The organism is Arthrobacter sp. Bz4, assembly GCF_003075455.1.
Lineage (GTDB): Bacteria > Actinomycetota > Actinomycetes > Actinomycetales > Micrococcaceae > Arthrobacter_D.
The window spans coordinates 86,851-102,809 of sequence record NZ_QDAE01000001.1; the positions used below are offsets into that span (position 1 = coordinate 86,851).

The following is a 15,959-nucleotide window of genomic DNA, read 5'->3' on the forward strand; positions in this document are numbered from 1 at the left end:
CCCTAGCTCAGTCCTTGCGACGCTTTTTCAGGTACCGCTCGAACTCCCGGGCAATCGATTCCCCGCTCGCCTCGGGCAGGTCGGCGGTGTCCTTGGCTTCTTCCAGTTGCCGCACATAGGCGGCCACCTCGGGGTCTTCGATAGCCAGCTCGTCAACACCGCGCTCCCACGCCTCAGACTCTTCGACCAGCACGTGCATGTCCAGGGACAGGTGCAGCATCTCTTCGAGCCGGTTGAGCAGGGCAAGCTGCGCCTTGGGGGACGGGGACTGCCCCACATAGTGCGGTACGGCCGCCCACAGTGACAGCGTCGGAATGTCGGCCAGCAAGCCCACCTCACTGAGCACTCCGACTATCCCGATTGGACCCTCATAGGTGGACGGTTCAATGTCGAGGTTCTCCCGCACCAGATCATCATCCGAGGTGACCGTGACCGGGATGGGCCGGGTGTGCGGCACATCCGCGAGCAGAGCCCCCACCAGGATGATGCAGTCAACATTGAGTTCTTTGGCCGAGGCAATCAGTTCGGCTGTGTACGCACGCCACTTATAGGACGGTTCCACACCGTGCACCAGGATGAGGTCCACGTTCGTCTCGGGGACCGGGGCCTTGCTGATCCGTGTGGTGGGCCACTTGATTTTGCGCCGGCCCTGGGCGTTCCGGCTAACCACCGGGCGGGTGAACTGGAAATCGTAGAACTCGTCAGCGTCGATGCTGGCAACCTTCTCGCTGCCCCAGTACCTGCCCATGAATTTCAGCGCGTCGCTGGCCGCTTCGCCGGCGTCATTCCACCCCTCGAAGGCGGCAAGCATGATCGTCACCCGCCGGTCGGGGGAACCACTGTCCTGGAAAAGGCCACGAATTCCGGGCTGGACGCTCTCATCAAAGGTACTCACCACTTCACCCTAAACCTCCCCGCGCGGTGTTGGCAGCTATTGACTGCACCTTCGCGCAGAGCCAAAGCGGCCGCCGGGCATTAGCCTCCCCGTAGACTGGGGGTATGGCTAATTCCGATCCCAGTACAGTTGCGTCCATTTCCGGGCACGCCACCCACGACGACGACGACGGCCTCCAGGCAGTCCTCTGGGACATGGACGGGACCATCGTCGATACCGAGCCGTACTGGATCCAGGCCGAAAAGGATCTGGTCGCGAAGCATGGCGGCACCTGGTCCACCGCCGACGCCGAAGCCCTGGTGGGGCAGGCGCTGTCCTTCTCGGCGGGGGTCCTGCAACAGGCCGGCGTTGAGCTGGAAATCCGCGAGATCATCGACCACCTGACCACCGAGGTCCAGACCCGGGTCGCCGAAGCTGCGCCCTGGCGACCAGGAGCCGTCGAGCTGCTGGCCGAGCTGAAGGCGCAACAGATTCCGTGCGCCATGGTCACCATGTCCGAGGGGCCCCTCGCCGCTGAGGTGGCAAGTCAGCTGCCGGCTGGGACGTTCGAGTTCCTGGTCACCGGGGACATGGTGCGGCGGGGAAAACCCGATCCGGAGGCCTACCAGCTGGGGTTTGACTCCCTCGACGGATCGAGGGGCACGCTATCCAAGCACCGGGTGGTCGCGATCGAGGACTCCCTTCCGGGCGCGACGTCGGCTGGAGCCGCCGGGCTGGTGACGCTGACCGTACCCCACATGATGCCGCTCCCGACCGATCGGGGCTGGTATCAATGGCCCACCCTGAGGCAGAAATCCGTGGCTGACCTCAACCGGCTGGTCCTCGACCACGCGGCGTCGCTCACCGAGCCAGCCGTCCCGGCAGAGTCGGCCTCGCGGTGACCTCACCCGAGGCTCCTGGGCTGCAGCGGCGGGAGGGAATTTCCCTGGGGCGGCTTTGGGGGATTCCCATCGTTCTGGCCTGGTCCTGGTTCGTCATCGCCCTGTTTGTGGTGGTGGTCTTCGGCCCGCAGGTGGCCCGCGCCTTTCCCGGGATCGGGGCCGGAGCCTACGGCGTGGCCCTCGGGTACGCGCTGCTGCTCGCCGCGTCAGTGCTGGTCCACGAGCTCGCCCACGCGCTGTCAGCCCGGGTCTTCGGCTGGCCGACCACGCGCATTGTGCTCAACCTCTGGGGCGGGCACACCCAGTTCGAAAACTTCAACGCCAGCCCGGGCCGCTCGCTGATCGTGGCGCTGGCCGGCCCGGCGGCGAACTTTCTCCTCGCCCTCGCTGGCTGGTTGGCGGTCCCACTCTTTGAACCCCAGTCGGTAGGCCGCCTGCTCGCTGACATTTTCGTGTGGGCAAACCTGTTGGTGGCCGTGTTCAACGTGCTGCCGGGCCTGCCCCTCGACGGCGGACGAATTGTTGAATCTGCTGTCTGGAAGGCTACCGGCAACCAGGACAAGGGCACCGTGGCGGCGGGCTGGGCTGGCCGCGTCATTGTGATCCTGCTCGTGGTTGCCGTCCTCGGACTTCCCTTGCTGGCCGGAGGGACGCCCGACCTGATGGTGGTCATCATCGCAGCGGTGATGGGCGCGTTCCTTTGGATGGGTGCGACGGCGGCCATCAATAACGCCCAGATGCGGCTCCGCCTCCCGGCGATCAGTGCTGGCCGGTTGAAGCAGCCAGCCTTCAGCATCCCGGCCGGAACCACCGTGCACACGGTCAGGAAACTCGTCCGGGACAACCCGGGGGCGGCGATTGTCCTGACCGGTGCGGGCGGACAACCCGAAGCAGTAGTCGATACCGGCGCCCTGCTCAGCGTCCCGGACGATGCGGCCGAGACCACACCGATCAATGCGGTGGCCCGGGCACTCTCTCCCGGGGCCTACGTGCCGGAAGCAGCCGTTGGCCAGGAACTGGTGCAGTTCCTGGCCAAGCTGCCCGGCAGCGAATACGCGGTCATCGACCGGATGGGACGGGTCACCGGCCTGCTCCACCAGTCGACGGTGGTGTCGGCGATCACCGGCAAACCCTTCCCTGGCCAAAATTCTTGACCTGCCGCCACCGACGTGTGCGTGCTCTACCCCCAATAGCTAAGGACGATCGTTGATGAACACCCCCGGAAGCACCCCCGCGGAACACCCTCCCCATGGTGCAGCCGTCCGCCGAGGCCCTTTCCGTGCAGGGGAGCGTGTGCAGCTGACCGACGAGAAGGGCCGCATGAACACCATCACGCTGACCCCCGGCGGCGCGTTTCACACCCACAAGGGGTTCCTGCTCCACGATGGGCTGATCGGTTCCCTGGAAGGGACTGTTCTCACCAACACCAGCGGCCAGCTGTATCAGGCGCTGCGCCCGCTTCTGTCGGACTTCGTGCTCTCCATGCCCCGCGGCGCAGCAGTGGTCTATCCCAAGGATGCCGGCCAGATCATCACCATGGCCGATATCTATCCGGGTGCGCGAGTGGTGGAAGCCGGGGTTGGCTCCGGTGCCCTCTCCATCTCGCTGCTCCGCGCCGTCGGCGACGCCGGTTACCTGCATTCTTTTGAACGGCGGGCCGAATTCGCTGACATTGCGCAGGGAAACGTCGAGACCATTTTTGGTGGGCCCCATCCGGCCTGGAAAATCACCCTGGGCGATTTTCAGGAGCAGGTGGTCGAGCAGGAGGAACCCGGCAGCGTTGATCGGGTGGTTCTTGACATGCTCGCACCCTGGGAATGCCTCGACGCGGTAGCCACCGTCCTGGCGCCGGGCGGGGTGTGGATCAACTATGTTGCAACGGTGACGCAGCTGTCCCGCACCGCCGAAGCCATCCGGGCTGATGGGCGTTTCACCGAACCGGACGCCTGGGAATCGATGGTCCGTGGCTGGCACCTGGAAGGGCTCGCCGTCCGACCCGACCACCGCATGGTCGCGCACACCGGCTTCCTCCTGATCACCCGCCGGTTGGCTCACGGGGTCACCGGTCTGACGACCAAGCGGCGCCCCTCGAAAACGGATTTCAGCGCAGAGGATCTGAACGCCTGGACACCCCAGGCTGTGGGTGAGCGTGAGGTTTCGGACAAGCGTCTGCGCCGGGTGGCCCGCGATGCGAGCTCAACGATCCAGCGCGGCGCGCTACCCGCTGACGAGGCGCAGGCCCGTCGTGACCAGATCGCGGACGCTGCCCGTGAGGCGGACGGGCCGACAGAAAGCTAGGGCCGAATGCTACCCGGGGCGGCGACTATCAGGAATAACCCGGCTCACTGCGCTATGGTCGAATGAGAGCATTAATCGAGCACTGAAGGTGGGCGATACGCATGGCTGACTTCGAGAACGTAGACCCTCCGGAACTGTCCGCTGCCGCCCCGCCCGAGGCCGGGGCGGGGGCGAGCCAGCTCGCTGCGACTCAACGGCAACTGAACGTCCTGCGGGACCGGCTGCGCAACATTGACCGGCAGTTGTCGTCTGCGGCCCAGAACAACACCAAGCTGGTTGCCGCCCTGGAGGCGGCGCGTGCCGAAATTGTCAGGCTCAAGGGGGCCCTCGAGAACGAAGGCGCCACCCCGTTCAGTTTCGGCACCATCATCGAACTCAATGCGCTGCGGCCCGGCGACGCGGCGTCCGCCGCGTCCCAGGACAGTGCTGACATTCTGCAGTCCGGTAGGAAGCTGCGGGTCGCGATCAGCCCGTTGGTCAATCTGGCGCAACTGATGCCCGGCCAGGAAGTACTGCTCAACGAATCCCTGACCATCATCGCGGGGCTGGGGTTCGAACGCTCCGGCGAGCTGGTGACCGTCAAGGAACTCCTGGGCTCCGACCGCGCCCTGGTTATCGGGCGGGCGGATGAGGAGCGGGTGGTCAGGCTCAACGGTCCGCTCCAGTCCGAGCGGATCCGTGTTGGTGATGCGCTCTCGGTCGACAACCGGTCCGGCTACGCACTCGAAAAGGTCCCGCGCAGTGAGGTTGAGAACCTGGTGCTCGAAGAGGTCCCGGACATCGCGTACGAGGACATCGGGGGGCTCGGGCCGCAGATCGAGCAGATTCGCGACGCCGTCGAGCTTCCGTTCCTGCACCCTGACCTCTACCGGGAACACGGTTTGAAGGCACCCAAAGGCATCCTGCTCTACGGTCCGCCCGGTTGCGGTAAGACCCTGATCGCCAAGGCCGTCGCGAACTCTCTCGCGGCGCGTGCCATTGAACGCACCGGGTCCACCGAGACGCGCAGCTACTTCCTCAACATTAAGGGACCCGAGCTGCTGGATAAGTATGTGGGGGAGACCGAGCGCCACATCCGGCTGATCTTCGCCCGGGCCCGCGAGAAGGCTTCGGACGGCAGCCCGGTGGTGGTGTTCTTCGATGAGATGGATTCCCTGTTCCGGACGCGGGGTACCGGCGTCTCCTCGGACGTTGAAACGACTATCGTTCCTCAGCTCCTCAGTGAGATCGACGGCGTCGAAAAGCTTGAGAACGTCATCGTGATTGGTGCCTCCAACCGGGAAGACATGATCGACCCGGCCATCCTCAGGCCCGGCCGGCTGGACGTGAAGATCAAGATCCACCGCCCCGACGCCGAGGGTGCAGCCGAGATTTTCGGCAAGTACATCACCGAGAACCTGCCACTGCACGACGACGACCTCAACGAGTACAGCGGCAGCCGCGCAGCAACCGTGCAGGCAATCATCCGGCGCACGGTCGAAAAAATGTACTCCACCGAAAAGTCCAACGAATACCTCGAGGTCACCTACGCAAACGGTGACACCGAAATGCTCTACTTCAAGGACTTCAACTCCGGCGCTGTCATCCAGAACGTGGTGGACCGGGCCAAGAAGTACGCCATCAAGGATCTGCTCCTGGACGGCCAGAAGGGCCTGCGCATTGAGCATTTCCTCCGGGCCGTCGTCGACGAGTTCCGTGAACATGAGGATCTCCCCAATACCACGAACCCCGATGACTGGGCCCGGATTTCCGGCAAGAAGGGGGAGCGGATCACCTATATCCGCACCATCGTGCAGGGCAAGGCTGGGCAGGAGCCGGGGAAGACCATCGAAACCACGCCCAATACCGGACAGTATCTGTGACACCAGCCGGACACCACGCCGATCCGTCAGTCCTCGACCCCGAACGGTTTTCTGCCCACCGCGTGATGGGCACCGAAACCGAGTACGGAATCATCGCGCCGTCGATTCCGGACGCCAACGCCACAGTCCTGTCGTCCCAGGTGGTGAACGCCTACGCGGCGACCCTGCGGGAGGGTCTCGGCAACCTCGCGGGCACCCGCTGGGACTACACGGATGAGGCACCCCTGGCTGACGCCCGCGGGTGGCAACAGGCCCGGCACGCAGCCGATCCATCCCAGCTGACCGACAGTCCGCCGATCCTCACGGCCGAGCAGGTTGCCCTGGTCGATGCGGCGCTCGACGACGTCGGCCCGCTGGACTCGGCAGTCCTGATGAACCTGGTCCTCAACAACGGGGCACGGCTGTACGTCGATCACGCCCATCCCGAATATTCCTCGCCCGAGGTGACCAACCCGCTGGACGCCGTCCTGTGGGACCGGGCCGGCGACTCCGTGGCGCTGGCAGCCATGCGCCGGATCGCCGCCACCCCGGGCTTCGCTCCAGTCAACCTGTATAAAAACAACACCGACAACAAGAGCGTGTCCTACGGGTCGCATGAAAATTATCTGGTGCCCCGCAGCGTGCCCTTCAACCACATCGCAGCGGTGCTGATTCCGTTCTTCGTCTCCCGCCAGACAATCTGTGGCTCAGGCCGGGTAGGAATCGGCGCCTCCCATCAGTCACCCGGGTTCCAGCTCAGCCAACGTGCCGACTTTTTCGAGAACGAGATCGGCCTGGAAACGACCGTCCGCCGACCCATCATCAACACCCGGGACGAGCCTCATGCGGTCGCCGAAAAGTACCGGCGGCTCCATGTAATCATCGGCGACGCCAATCTGAGCGAAATTTCGAACTATCTGAAGATGGGAACCACCTCCCTGGTGTTGTCCCTGATCGACAGGGACAACGCGCCGATTCCCGAGATCCAGGACCCGGTCCGGGAGCTGCAGGCGGTCAGCCACGACCCCACGCTGAGTCACCGCATCAGGCTGGCAGACGGCCGGTCGGTGACCGCCCTGGACCTGCAGGAAATCTACCTCGACGCCTGCCTGACGGAATCGGACCGGCAGGGTGGAACCGATCCGCAGAGCGCCGACGTGTTGCAACGCTGGGGCGCCCTCATCGATACACTGCGCCGGGACCCCTTCGACGCCGCACACCAACTTGACTGGGTGGCAAAGCTCAAAGTGCTTGAGGCGTATCGCAGCCGCGACGGAATGGCCTGGGATGACCCCCGTCTGGCCCTGGTGGACCTGCAGTACTCCGACCTCCGGCCAGAGAAAAGCATCTACCACCGGCTCAGCGCCCGCGGCCAGATTGACCGGTTGGTAACCGATGAGCAGGTGAACGCCGCCGTGTCCCACCCGCCCGAAGACACCCGGGCCTACTTCCGTGGCCGCTGCATCAGCAGTTTTCCCCGCGAAGTGGTCGGCGCCAGCTGGGACTCAATCATCTTCGAGTTGCCGTCCCAGCGTCGGCTGCAACGAATCCAGACCCGTGAGCCCCTGCGGGGAACAGCTGCCCTCACCAAAGAGTTGTTCGCTGCATCGGCCGACGCCGAAGAATTTGTTGCGCGGCTTTTGAGCAGGCCCCAATCCAACATGGCACCATAGACATCACTAGGTTTTGCGCATCACATCCTCAGCAATGAAAGGTGCCAGCCATGGCTACACAGGACCGCAGGAATACCGGGTCACGGCCCGAACAGCAGGACGAACAGCAGGACACTCCGGCCCCGGACACCGGCGGAGCACCCGAGGGCGGCGCACCCACTGCACAGACCCAGGGGGTCGATGATCTGCTGGACGAAATCGACGGAGTGCTCGAATCCAACGCCGAAGAATTTGTCCGCGGCTTTGTCCAGAAGGGCGGCCAGTAACCTTAATGATTCCGGAAGACGCTACCGCGTCGATTGGCCGTGCAGCCTCCACGTCGTTCAGCGGGTATCTGGGGTCGAACCACCCCGATCTGCTGCCCTCCAGCCGGTCGGCCGGAGGGTTGACCCCGGCCAGCGCCGCGACGGTGGCGCCGCACGCCACCACCATTGTGTCCATGACGTACGCTGGCGGCGTCCTGATGGCCGGTGACCGGCGCGCCACGATGGGCAACATTATCGCCAGCCGGCACATCGAAAAAGTCTTCCCAGCCGACATGTTCTCCGTACTCGGCATTGCTGGTAGCGCCGGAATAGCGCTCGACATCATGCGGCTCTTCCAGGTGGAGCTTGAGCACTACGAAAAAATCGAGGGCACCCTGATGAGCCTCGATGGCAAGGCCAACCGGCTGGCAGCAATGATCCGGGCCAACCTCCCACTCGCGCTGCAGGGGCTGGCGGTCGTCCCCCTCTTCGCCGGCTTCGACACCGTCCAGCGGGTCGGCAGGCTCTTCTCCTACGACGTGACGGGCGGTCGCTATGAGGAGCAGGAACACCACAGCGTCGGTTCCGGCGCTGCCTTCGCCCGGGGCGCCCTGAAGAAGCTGTGGAAACCGAATCTCGACGAGGACCGCGCGGTTCGGGTCGCCGTCGAATCCCTCTACGACGCGGCCGACGACGATTCGGCGACCGGCGGCCCCGACGTCGTCCGCCAGCTGTGGCCGGTGGTGTACACGGTCAATAGTGCTGGCGCCCGCCGGATTCCGGAGCGGGAGCTGGCGCTGGCTGCCGCGCAGGTCATCGACTCGCGCTCGGTGGCAGGACGGGAGGCATGAGCATGACACAACAGTTCTACGTTTCGCCTGAGCAGCTCACCAAGGACCGGGCCGATTTTGCCCGGAAAGGGATCGCCCGCGGACGATCGGTGGTGGTGCTCAGTTGCCGCGATGGGATTGCACTGGTCGCCGAGAACCCCTCACCGTCCCTGCACAAGGTGGGCGAAATCTATGACCGCATCGCTTTTGCCGCCGTGGGGAAGTACAACGAGTTCGAGAGCCTCCGCCAGGCGGGTGTCCGCTACGCCGATGTGCGGGGATATTCCTACGACCGGGAAGACGTCACCGCCCGCGGGCTGGCCAGTGTCTACGCCCAAAGTCTTGGCGCAGTGTTCACCGCCGACAGCAAACCCTTTGAGGTGGAGCTGGCCGTCGCCGAGGTAGGGCCCCGCACCGACGCTGACCACCTGTACCGCCTCACGTTCGACGGTTCGATCGCCGACGAACGACGGTTCATCGTGATGGGCGGGCAGGCGGATGCCGTCGGTGACGCCCTGACCGATCAGTGGGACGCCGAGCATAGTTTCGCGGAAGCGGTCAGGACCGCGGTGGATGCGCTGCGGCACGGCGGCGGCGCGACCGGCGCTCCCCGGACGCGCCTCAACCCCGACACCCTTGAGGTTGCAGTCCTGGATAGGGACCCGCTGACCACCCGCGGCGCCCGGCGGGCGTTCCGGCGGATCCTTCCCACCGAAGTGGGAGACATGCTGGGCTTCGGGAAGGACGGCCTCTGATGGACCGCCGGATTTTCGGCATCGAAACGGAATTCGGCATCGCCTACTCGGGGCCCAACTCCCGCCCGCTGTCACCCGAGGAGGTGGCCCGGTATCTGTTCCGCAAGGTGGTCAGCTGGGGACGCTCCTCCAACGTGTTCCTCACCAACGGGTCCCGGTTGTACCTGGATGTCGGTTCCCACCCCGAGTACGCCACGGCAGAGTGCGACGACGTCGCCCAGCTCATCGCGCACGACCGGGCCGGCGAGCTGATCCTGGAGGATCTGGTGGCCGAGGCGCAGCGCAGGCTCGCGCAGGAGGGCTACGACGGACGGGTGTACCTGTTCAAGAACAACACCGACTCGGCGGGGAACTCCTACGGCAGCCACGAAAACTACCTCATTCCCCGGAAGCTCGAGTTCAGCCGGCTGGCCGACATCCTGATCCCGTTCCTCGTCACCCGGCAGCTCCTGGTCGGTGCCGGTAAGGTCCTCAAAACCCAGACCGGCGCGCTTTACGCCTTCTCCCAGCGTGCCGACCACATTTGGGAGGGTGTGTCTTCGGCCACCACCCGGTCGCGGCCCATCATCAACACCCGGGACGAGCCGCACGCCGACGCCGAGTACTACCGCAGACTCCACGTCATCGCCGGCGATTCCAACATGTCCGAGACCACCGCCCTCCTGAAAGTGGGATCGGTTGACCTGATCCTGCGGATGATCGAGGCGGGCGTCATCATGAAGGATTTCCGGCTGGAAAACCCGATCCGCAGCATCAGGGAAATTTCCCACGATCTCACCGGACGCCAGCCGTTGAAGCTGGCTAGTGGACGCACCATGTCCGCGCTCGACATGCAGCAGGAATATCTCGCGCGGGTGCGCCAGTTCGTGGAAACGAACGGGGCCCACACCCCGCATGTTGAACGGATCCTCGAGCTGTGGGGGAGGACCCTGCAGGCAATCGGCACCGGCGACCATCGGCTCATCGACCGTGAGATTGACTGGGCCATCAAGAAGAAGCTGATTGACAGCTACCGGGACCGGCACAGTCTTGGCCTGGAGTCCGCGAGGGTGGCACAACTGGATCTCACCTATCACGACATTTCCCGGGAACGCGGCCTGTATTTCCTGCTCCAGCAGCGGGGGGAGACCGAGCGCGTGGTCACCGACGTCGACATCAAAAATGCCGTGGACATTCCACCGCAGACCACCCGCGCGCGGCTCCGGGGGGAATTCGTCCGACGCGCGAAGGACGCCAACCGGGACTTCACCGTCGATTGGGTGCATCTGAAGCTCAACGACCGCGCCCAGCAAACCATCCTGTGCAAAGACCCCTTCCAATCGGTCGACGAACGGGTCGAAGCGCTGCTCGCCCAGCTGTGAATCCCCGGTGAAACTGCTCGACGGGAGAAACCACCGGCCCTAAACCGTTACGCTGGATAGGTTCATTCACGAAAAATGGCCAGCTTCCTGCGGCCCCCACGGCACGCGCCACCGATCACCTGCGAAAGAAGCACCGTGCGAAAAGCTCTCACCCTTGCTCTGCCCGTCCTGTTAGTGCTGTCCGCCTGCGGCGGTGATACCGGCGACGCTGAACTGAAGACCGCCGGTGACGCCGCGATCCTTGAATCCGTCCGGGTTGAGGGCGGCTCCGATGAGGAAGCTCCTGAGGTGACCTTCGAATCACCGCTGGACGTGACCGGCCCCGCCGCTGCCACGATCACCGCCGGCGACGGCGAGCCAATCGCCGACGGCGACCGCGTCTCCTTCCACCTGGTGGGTCTGAACGCCGAGGACGGCTCAGTCCTCGGCGACACCTATTCCGCCGAGCCGCAGACCCTCGACCTGATCGAGAAACTGCAGGAAGACGACCCTGAACTCTACGAAGTGCTGGTGGGCACCACCATCGGGTCGCAGATCGCCTACACCAATGTGATCGAAGGCCAAGAGCCCCAGCAGCTGATCGTGATGCAGGTACTCAGTGCCGAGGCAGCACCACCGGTGCCCGAGGTGCTCAGCCCCGAAGCCGTTGAAGAGCTCGACGCCGACGGCCAGCTTCCCACCTTCACGTTTGACGACGACGACGCACCTGTCATCGAGATTCCCGACAACGAACCCTCAGATGACCTGGTCATCAAGGTTCTCGAAGCCGGCGACGGTGAAGTGATCACCGAAGAAGACACCATCGCTGCCAACTATGCCGGGTGGCGCTGGGAAGACGGAGAGCAGTTCGACTCCAGCTACCCCGGTGGCGAGCCGATCGAGTTCCCGCTTTCCGGCGTCATCGAGGGCTGGACCAAGGGACTGGCCGGCCAGACGGTCGGCAGCAAAGTCCTGCTCGTCATCCCCGCACCGATGGGCTACGGGGATCCTGCCCCGGAGGGACGCCCCTCCGGCACCCTGGCGTTCTACGTAGAAATCGTCGAAAAGGTGACGGCCGAGTAATTCCGGCCGCCCCCGCCAACCACCACCACTTAGAGGAGAAATATGTCTATCGGATCCAACGGCACCGCCCGCACCAAGCCCGAAATTGAGTTTCCCGGCACCGACGTACCTACCGAACTGGTCATCTCCGACCTGATTGAGGGCTCCGGCGAGGAAGCCAAGGCTGGCGACACCGTCTCCGCCCACTACGTCGGCGTCGCCTTTTCCACCGGCGAGGAATTCGACTCGTCCTGGAACCGCGGTGCACCACTCGACTTCAAGGTCGGCATTGGCCAGGTCATCCAGGGCTGGGATCAGGGCCTCCTCGGAATGAAGGTTGGCGGCCGCCGCCGGCTGGAGATCCCCGCCAATCTGGCCTACGGGGACCGTGGCGCTGGTGGAGCGATCGCCCCCGGTGAGTCCCTCATCTTCGTCGTCGACCTGATGGGTCTGCGCTAACCAGGACACGCACGTCATGATGAGGGCCGGGGCGCAGTGTGCCCCGGCCCTCCTCATGCGGGTACTCTTTCCAACGTGTCAGCTAAACGAACCGAACGCCTTCTCTCCCTGGTCATGCTGCTGCTCTCCACCCAGCGTGGCTACTCCAAAGAGGAACTGTTCCACGAAATAGAGCTCTACGGTGGGGCGCCCACCCCCGCCGCCCGGGAAAAGCTCTTCGACCGGGACAAGGCCATGCTGCGTGAACAGGGCATCCCCGTCCAGTCGTTCAGCGACGACCCGGCGTTCGACCACGACAACTCGATTCGGCGTTACCGGATCGACGCCGCCGAATACCGTCTCCCGGCGGTCACCTTCACCGCCGAGGAGTCTGCTGCGCTGACCCTCGCCGCCGGGATGTGGGATGTCGCCACCCTCGACTCGGCCGCCGCCCGGGCGCTGCGGAAGCTCCAGGATCGCGGTGCTGCCCGCGAGGACGCAGCCGCCATGCTCGTGGAACCGCGCATCCGCACCAACGAACCGCACTGGGATGAGGTCTGGCGCGCCACCACCTCCCGCCGGCCCATCTCGTTCGGCTATCGCGCGGCGAGCACCGGCAGGGAGGAACAGCGACAGCTTCAGCCTGGGGCATGGGTAGCCGCTACGGGCACTGGTATGTGGTTGGCCGTGACCTTGACCGGGGTGAGGAGCGGTATTTCAGGCTCTCCCGCATCACCACCGCGCCAGTCCTGCTCGATGGATCCTTTGACGTCCCCGAAGATTTCACGATGCTTGCCTCGCTGGCCTCCCTCGACCGGGCCCACGAGCCGTTCGAAGCGGTGGTCGCTGTCCGGCCCGACACCTGCCACCTGTTGCGTACCCGACGCGGTGCGCAGAGCGACGGTGCCAGCGACGGCTGGGACCTGCTCCGGTTTCCGTACGGTGACACCGGCGAAACCGCAGCCGATATTGCAGCCTTCGGCCCGCGGGCGCGGGCGATCGCACCACCGGAGCTGGTGGCCCTGACGGGGGAGCAGCTCACCCAGGCCGCCGCTACCCAGAACGGGCCGTTCCCTGACCTCGAGTTCACCAAGGCAGCGCGCCGACCGGCCCGCCCCAAGACCTCGGCTGATGCTCATTTGCGCCGCCTCCTCGACCTGGTCCCGTACCTGCTCGATCATCCCGGCGCGGACATGGATGAGACGGCCGCCCACTTTGGCGTTACCCGCACGCACCTGGCCGCCGACCTCGAGCTCCTGTTTGTCAGCGGCCCCCGCTACTACCCGGATGGGCTGATCGAAGTCAGCCTCGACGAGGACCGGATCTTCCTCAGCAATGCCGACAACCTGGCCGAACCGCTCCGCCTGAACCTTGATGAGGCCTGCACCCTCATCGTCGGCCTGGATACCCTCCGGCGGCTACCGGGACTGGACCCGGGCTCAGCGGCAGCCACCGCCCACGCCAAGCTCACCCAGGCGGCCGGCGACGCCGGCCGTGCGGGCAGTGCCATCGCCGCGACCCTGACCGAGGAAGCGGTCGGGTCAACCCTTGAAACCGTCCAGGAAGCCCTCCGGTCCCAAGTCCGCCTGGAACTGACCTATCTGGTGCCCACACGGGACGAGGTTACCCAGCGCACCGTCGATCCGATCCGGGCATTTTCCCGGCACGATAGCTGGTACCTCGAGGCGTGGTGCACCAGCGCCCGGTCGGTCCGGAACTTCCGCCTCGACCGGATGCAGGCCGTCAGACTCACCACTGATCCGGTGGACGCCGGGCGGCAGCCCGAAGCCGACGGCGACGACGGCGTCCTGTTCCGGCCAACGCCCGGCGATGAGCTTGTCACCTTGCTGCTGCACCCGCCGGCCCGATGGGTGGCTGAACACTACGCCGCCGAGCGAACCCAGGAACTCGCTGATGGCCGCCTTGCTGCGGAAATCAGGGTGGCCACCACGGGGTGGATTCCTGGCCTCATCAGCAGGTTGGGGGGAGCTGCCGCTGTCGCCGGTCCCGAGTCACTTCGACGCGAGTGCTCGGTGTGGTTGGCTGCGGCCCTGGCGAACCGTCCCTGACCTCGGTCGAGGCGGGTCCAGCTGTCCCCGCTGCCGTCCCGGCTCCCTTAGACTTGGGGGTATGCCTTGGTGGACGTGGATTGTGATTTGGGTGGCCCTGCTGGCGCTGACCCTGTTGGTACTGGCCGCGCTCGGTTACTTCCTGTTCCGGAAGGTCAAGGCCCTCCTCAAAGAGGTTGAGCACGCCAGCGAGGTGCTGGACCGGACGACCAACCCGCCCACCAGCGCGGACGGAGCCGTAAGGGAGCCCAGCATCGCGGTCTTCAGGGATCCGGGAACGGTCCGGGACGAAGGCGCCGAGGCCAAGGCACTGCGGGTCGCCTACCGCCGGGAACGCCGGATTCGGCGCAGGGTTGGCCGCGGACAGCCGGTAAGCCTTCGAGACCTCCCCCACGTGTGACACCCCAACCGGGGCATCACCTACCAGCGTTACCCCGGTTGAGAACTATGAAAGGATTTCATTATGAGACCTGAAGGTTGGGCACTAGTTGCCATCATTGTCGTCGCCCTGCTGCTCTTCGGTGCCCCGAAGCTGCCCGGACTGGCCCGCAGTGTTGGCCAGTCGTTGCGGATTTTCAAGTCCGAGGTGAAGCAGATGAAGGACGACAACCCGAACGACGCATCTGAACCGGGTTCCCCGGTTGAAGGACGCATTGTTCCTCCGGCGCACACCGCCACCGACCAGCCGGAGCAGACCGGGACGGCCGCACCTGGACAGCACAATCCACCAGGGTCAGCCGATCCGACCTCCCGCACACCCTAGGGTAAGCGGGCGGTGCCAAAGGTGAGCGGCAGGAGCCGCAAATCCAACCCCGAGGGTCGGATGGCCCTCGGGGAGCACCTGAAAGAGGCCCGAAACCGGCTGATCAAATCGGGCATTGCACTGGTGGTGGCCACCGTTGTTGGTTTCTTCATCTACAACCCGGTCCTCACAGCTCTCTCCGAACCCATCCTGGACCTCAACGCCAGGGAGGGCAGGGAAGCCGTCCTGAACTTCGACGGGGTCGCGTCACCATTCGACCTCCTGGTTCAGGTCTCGGTCTTCATCGGAATCATCCTGGCCAGCCCCGTCTGGCTCTACCAGTTCTGGGCCTTCATTACCCCCGGACTGAAGACCAAGGAGCGCCGCGTGGCGCTCTCTTTCATCGCCGTCGCCGTTCCCCTGTTCCTGGCCGGCATCTACCTCTCCTGGCTGGTGTTGCCGAACGCGGTGCGGGTCCTCACCGACTTCACCCCCAGCGGGTTCTCGAACATCATCCTGGTGACTGCCTACATCACGTTCGTGCTGCGCCTGATGCTGGCGTTCGGTATCGCCTTCCTTTTGCCGGTGGTCCTGTTCGGATTGAATCTGGTGGGGATCCTCACCGGCAAACAAATCCTCAAGGCCTGGCGGATCACCGTCTTCCTGATCTGCGTCTTCGCGGCGATGGCCGCACCGGGCGGCGACGCCCTCGGCATGCTCTACCTGGCGGCACCCATGCTGGTGTTGTTCTTCATTGCCATCATGCTGTGCCTGCTCAACGACAAACGCCGCGATCGCCGGCGGGCCGCCCAGGACGCCGAGGTGGAGGCCAGCGCCGACACAGCATCCGACCTGGACGGACTCTGACGTCCGCCCCGACTGGTTGCCAG

The 15,959-nt window shown here is 65.0% G+C and carries 17 protein-coding genes; 15 read left to right on the top strand and 2 right to left on the bottom strand.

What is annotated here, in order from left to right:
* Positions 1-7: 7 nt before the first annotated feature.
* Positions 8-862 carry a PAC2 family protein gene (locus DDA93_RS00445; RefSeq protein ID WP_237742118.1) on the bottom strand — a complete coding sequence of 285 codons (855 nt, stop codon included), beginning with the start codon at positions 860-862 and terminating at the stop codon, positions 8-10.
* Positions 863-999: 137 nt separating this feature from the next.
* On the opposite strand from DDA93_RS00445, the gene DDA93_RS00450 reads away from it, so the two are divergent.
* The 11 genes from DDA93_RS00450 (at position 1,000) to DDA93_RS00500 (ending at position 12,279) form a co-directional block, all read left to right on the top strand.
* Positions 1,000-1,776 (top strand): HAD family phosphatase, encoded by a 777-nt coding sequence (locus DDA93_RS00450; protein WP_116777803.1) that lies wholly within the window; start codon positions 1,000-1,002, stop codon positions 1,774-1,776.
* Positions 1,773-2,930, top strand: coding sequence for a site-2 protease family protein (locus DDA93_RS00455; protein ID WP_116777804.1), 1,158 nt, complete (start codon positions 1,773-1,775; stop codon positions 2,928-2,930). Before DDA93_RS00450 ends, DDA93_RS00455 begins: the two co-directional genes overlap by 4 nt.
* Before the next feature lie 55 nt (positions 2,931-2,985).
* Positions 2,986-4,074 (top strand): tRNA (adenine-N1)-methyltransferase, encoded by a 1,089-nt coding sequence (locus DDA93_RS00460; RefSeq protein ID WP_083850890.1) that lies wholly within the window; start codon positions 2,986-2,988, stop codon positions 4,072-4,074.
* Positions 4,075-4,208: 134 nt separating this feature from the next.
* Complete coding sequence (gene arc, locus DDA93_RS00465; protein ID WP_347693136.1) at positions 4,209-5,936, top strand: proteasome ATPase; 1,728 nt, start codon at positions 4,209-4,211, stop codon at positions 5,934-5,936.
* A gap of 65 nt (positions 5,937-6,001) precedes the next feature.
* Complete coding sequence (dop, locus tag DDA93_RS00470; protein WP_083850895.1) at positions 6,002-7,588, top strand: depupylase/deamidase Dop; 1,587 nt, start codon at positions 6,002-6,004, stop codon at positions 7,586-7,588.
* A gap of 50 nt (positions 7,589-7,638) precedes the next feature.
* The gene (locus tag DDA93_RS00475) at positions 7,639-7,854 is read left to right on the top strand and encodes a ubiquitin-like protein Pup (protein WP_019482710.1); all 216 of its coding nucleotides are present in this window, start codon (positions 7,639-7,641) and stop codon (positions 7,852-7,854) included.
* Between the two features lie 5 nt (positions 7,855-7,859).
* Entirely contained in the window at positions 7,860-8,684 is an 825-nt protein-coding gene (gene prcB / locus DDA93_RS00480) for a proteasome subunit beta (protein ID WP_019482711.1), read from the top strand.
* A gap of 2 nt (positions 8,685-8,686) precedes the next feature.
* A complete protein-coding gene (gene prcA, locus DDA93_RS00485) occupies positions 8,687-9,418 on the top strand; it encodes a proteasome subunit alpha (RefSeq protein ID WP_026041065.1) in 732 nt (243 codons plus the stop codon).
* On the top strand, positions 9,418-10,779 hold the full coding sequence (gene pafA / locus DDA93_RS00490) for a Pup--protein ligase (protein WP_019482713.1): 1,362 nt from the start codon (positions 9,418-9,420) through the stop codon (positions 10,777-10,779). Before prcA ends, pafA begins: the two co-directional genes overlap by 1 nt.
* 135 nt (positions 10,780-10,914) lie before the next feature.
* Complete coding sequence (locus DDA93_RS00495) at positions 10,915-11,841, top strand: FKBP-type peptidyl-prolyl cis-trans isomerase (RefSeq protein WP_162148043.1); 927 nt, start codon at positions 10,915-10,917, stop codon at positions 11,839-11,841.
* A gap of 42 nt (positions 11,842-11,883) precedes the next feature.
* Positions 11,884-12,279: an FKBP-type peptidyl-prolyl cis-trans isomerase gene (locus tag DDA93_RS00500; protein ID WP_019482715.1), complete on the top strand. Its 396-nt coding sequence runs from the start codon at positions 11,884-11,886 to the stop codon at positions 12,277-12,279.
* Positions 12,280-12,357: 78 nt separating this feature from the next.
* Here DDA93_RS00500 and DDA93_RS00505 read toward each other — a convergent pair whose 3' ends face one another.
* The gene (locus tag DDA93_RS00505) at positions 12,358-12,804 is read right to left on the bottom strand and encodes a hypothetical protein (RefSeq protein ID WP_116777806.1); all 447 of its coding nucleotides are present in this window, start codon (positions 12,802-12,804) and stop codon (positions 12,358-12,360) included.
* Between the two features lie 11 nt (positions 12,805-12,815).
* On the opposite strand from DDA93_RS00505, the gene DDA93_RS00510 reads away from it, so the two are divergent.
* From DDA93_RS00510 to tatC, 4 genes are all read left to right on the top strand, one after another.
* A complete protein-coding gene (locus DDA93_RS00510) occupies positions 12,816-14,327 on the top strand; it encodes a WYL domain-containing protein (protein WP_279325238.1) in 1,512 nt (503 codons plus the stop codon).
* A 61-nt stretch (positions 14,328-14,388) separates the two neighbouring features.
* The gene (locus DDA93_RS00515) at positions 14,389-14,727 is read left to right on the top strand and encodes a hypothetical protein (protein ID WP_026041066.1); all 339 of its coding nucleotides are present in this window, start codon (positions 14,389-14,391) and stop codon (positions 14,725-14,727) included.
* Between the two features lie 63 nt (positions 14,728-14,790).
* Positions 14,791-15,090 carry a Sec-independent protein translocase subunit TatA gene (gene tatA, locus DDA93_RS00520; RefSeq protein ID WP_019482718.1) on the top strand — a complete coding sequence of 100 codons (300 nt, stop codon included), beginning with the start codon at positions 14,791-14,793 and terminating at the stop codon, positions 15,088-15,090.
* 60 nt (positions 15,091-15,150) lie between these two features.
* Complete coding sequence (gene tatC, locus DDA93_RS00525; RefSeq protein WP_019482719.1) at positions 15,151-15,936, top strand: twin-arginine translocase subunit TatC; 786 nt, start codon at positions 15,151-15,153, stop codon at positions 15,934-15,936.
* Positions 15,937-15,959: the final 23 nt, after the last annotated feature.